The organism is Belnapia sp. (genome assembly GCF_059504005.1).
This window is the reverse complement of sequence record NZ_JCACHU010000121.1, coordinates 1-2,510: the sequence shown is the minus strand read 5'-3', so window position 1 is coordinate 2,510 and position 2,510 is coordinate 1. Positions and strand designations below refer to the sequence as shown.

Genomic DNA, 2,510 nt, shown 5'->3' with positions numbered 1-2,510 from the left:
GTAAGCGGCCGTTTGAGGCCCGTCTTCCATAGCGGCCCGTGGATGTGGTGCTTCGGTCTGGAGCATTGGGCATCCGGACAACGTTATGGATAGCGTTAGCGACGACGCGAAGGACATCGGCTATCGCCGGGTCGAGGTTCTGACGGGCCCCGGCCGCCGGCGTCAGTGGTCGGGCGACGAGAAGGCGCGGATCGTCGCCGAGACGGCGGAGCCGGGCGCGAAGGTGACGGACGTTGCCCGTCGCTGGCAGGTGAGCCCGCAGCAGGTCTTCGACTGGCGCCGACAGGCGCGCAAGGCGCTGGCGGAGGCCGCCGCTCCGGCGGAGCCTCGCTTCGTGCCGATCGTGGCCGAAGTGCCGGTCCCGGCCCCTGGTGCGGCGCCTGCGACGGCGCGCCCGGCACCATGGATCGAGCTGGAGTTGGCGGGCGCGGTGCTGCGCATCGCGCCCGGGGCCGACGAGGGCCTGCTGACGTCGGTGCTGCGTGCGATCCGGACCTCGGTGGCATGATCGCGCTGCCGGCCGGCGTGCGGATCCTGCTGGCGACCAAGCCGGTCGACTTCCGCCGTGGCGCGCACGCCCTGGCGGCGCTGGCGGCGGCGGAGCTGGGCACCGACCCGTTCTCGGGGGTGGTGCTGGTGTTCCGCTCGAAGCGGTCCGACCGAGTGAAGATCCTGACTTGGGATGACAGCGGCCTGGTCCTGGTCTGGAAACAGCTGGAAGGCAGCGCATTCCGCTGGCCACCGGTGACGGACGGCGTGATGCGCCTGAGCGCGGTTGAGTTCGCGGCTCTATTCTCCGGGATCGATTGGCGGCGCGTGCAGGCCACGCGGGAGATTCCCAAACCGAGCGTGCCTGCGTAGAATCGCCGCACGATGCGCGCCGCGGACACCGACATGCCGAGCCTGCCGGAGGATCCCGCGGCACTGCGGGCCTTGCTGCTCGAGGCCATGGACAAGGTCGAGGCGCTGTCATCCCGCTGCGACAGCGTGACCGCCGAGCGCGACGCGCTGGTCGAGCAGAACGAGCGGCTCCGCCATCTGCTGCGGAAGCTGCAGCGCCGGCAGTTCGGGCGAAAGTCGGAGCGGCTGACTGACGAGCAGCTGCAGTTCGCCTTCGAGGAAATCGAGACGACGCTGGCCGAGAACGCCGCCGAGGCGGGCAAGCGGTCGCCGGCGGCCCGCGAGCAGCAGAAGCAGCGCCGCCGCGGCGGCCGCGGCCGCCTGCCGGCGCACCTGCCGGAGATCGAGCAGGTGCTGGCGCCGGAGGCGACCACCTGCCCCTGCTGCGGGGGCCCGCTGGTCGAGATCGGCTGCGACACCTCGCGGCGGCTGGACGTGATCCCCGCCCAGTTCCGGACCCTCGTGACCAAGCGGCCGAAGCTGGCCTGCCGAGCCTGTCCCGGCATCGTGCTGCAGGCGCCCGCGCCTCCCCGCCTGATCGAGGGTGGCATGCCGACCGAGGCCACGGTCGCCCACATCCTGGTGTCGCGGTATGCGGATCATCTCCCGCTCTATCGCCAGGCGCAGATCCTGGCGCGCCAGGGCATCGAGATCAGCCGGGCAGTCCTCGCCGACTGGCTCGGCACGGCAACCCGCGAGATCGTGCCCGTGGTGCAGCGCCTGCACGCGATCCAGCAGGCCTCGCCGCGGTTATTCGCCGACGAGACCACCATGCCGGTGCTCGACCCGGGCCGCGGTGAGGTCAAGAAGGGCTATGCCTGGGCGATCGCCCGCGATGACCGACCCTGGGGCGGCACTGATCCGCCCGCGGTGGTGTTCCACTATGCGCCGGGCCGCGGCGCCAAGCACCCGAAGGCGCTGCTGGCGGACTACCAGGGCATCCTGCAATGCAACGGCTATACCGCCTACAAGACGGTGGCTGCGGCCAACGAGGCCATTACGCTCGCGTTCTGCTGGAGCCATGTGCGCCGGGAGTTCATCGAGTTGGCCAAGAGCAAGACGGCGCCGGTCGCCACCGAGACCCTGCAGCGCATCGCCGCGCTTTACGCTATCGAGGCCGAGATCCGCGGCAAGCCGCCGGAGATCCGACACACCGTCCGGCAGGCGAAGAGCAAGCAGCTGGTCGAGGCGCTGTTCACCTGGCTCGAGGACCAACTCGCGCGCCTGCCTGGCGGCAGCCCGACCGCCAAGGCGATCCGCTACCCCCTGAACCACCGCGAGGGGCTCTGCCGGTTCCTCGACGACGGCAGGATCGAGCTCGATAACAACACCGTCGAGCGCGCCATCCGGCCCCTGTGCCTGAGCAGGAAGAACTCCTTGTTCGCGTCGGGAGATGATGGCGGGACCCGCTGGTGCGCGGCAGCGTCCTTGGTCGAGACATGCAAGATCAACGGCGTCGATCCACAACGCTACTTCACAGACCTGCTCACCCGCCTCGTCAACGGCTGGCCCAATGACCGCATCGACGAGCTGATGCCCTGGCACTGGGCAGACCCGAAGACACCCCCAGCCTCAGCTGAGGGCGGCAAGGGTCCGTAGACGCCGCTTAC

Annotated in this window: 3 protein-coding genes; all 3 read left to right on the top strand. The window is 70.1% G+C overall.

Annotated elements, in window-relative coordinates:
• Nucleotides 1-85 precede the first annotated feature (85 nt).
• From tnpA to tnpC, 3 genes are read left to right on the top strand one after another with little or no spacing between them, the layout of a single operon-like run.
• Entirely contained in the window at nucleotides 86-508 is a 423-nt protein-coding gene (tnpA, locus tag AC5JJ1_RS15855; protein ID WP_495786069.1) for an IS66-like element accessory protein TnpA, read from the top strand.
• Nucleotides 505-861, top strand: a complete 357-nt coding sequence (gene tnpB / locus AC5JJ1_RS15850; protein ID WP_495786068.1) for an IS66 family insertion sequence element accessory protein TnpB — start codon at nucleotides 505-507, stop codon at nucleotides 859-861. The genes tnpA and tnpB overlap by 4 nt, the downstream gene beginning before the upstream one ends.
• A 33-nt stretch (nucleotides 862-894) precedes the next feature.
• Nucleotides 895-2,499, top strand: coding sequence for an IS66 family transposase (gene tnpC, locus AC5JJ1_RS15845; protein ID WP_495786070.1), 1,605 nt, complete (start codon nucleotides 895-897; stop codon nucleotides 2,497-2,499).
• The last annotated feature ends 11 nt before the right edge of the window (nucleotides 2,500-2,510 follow it).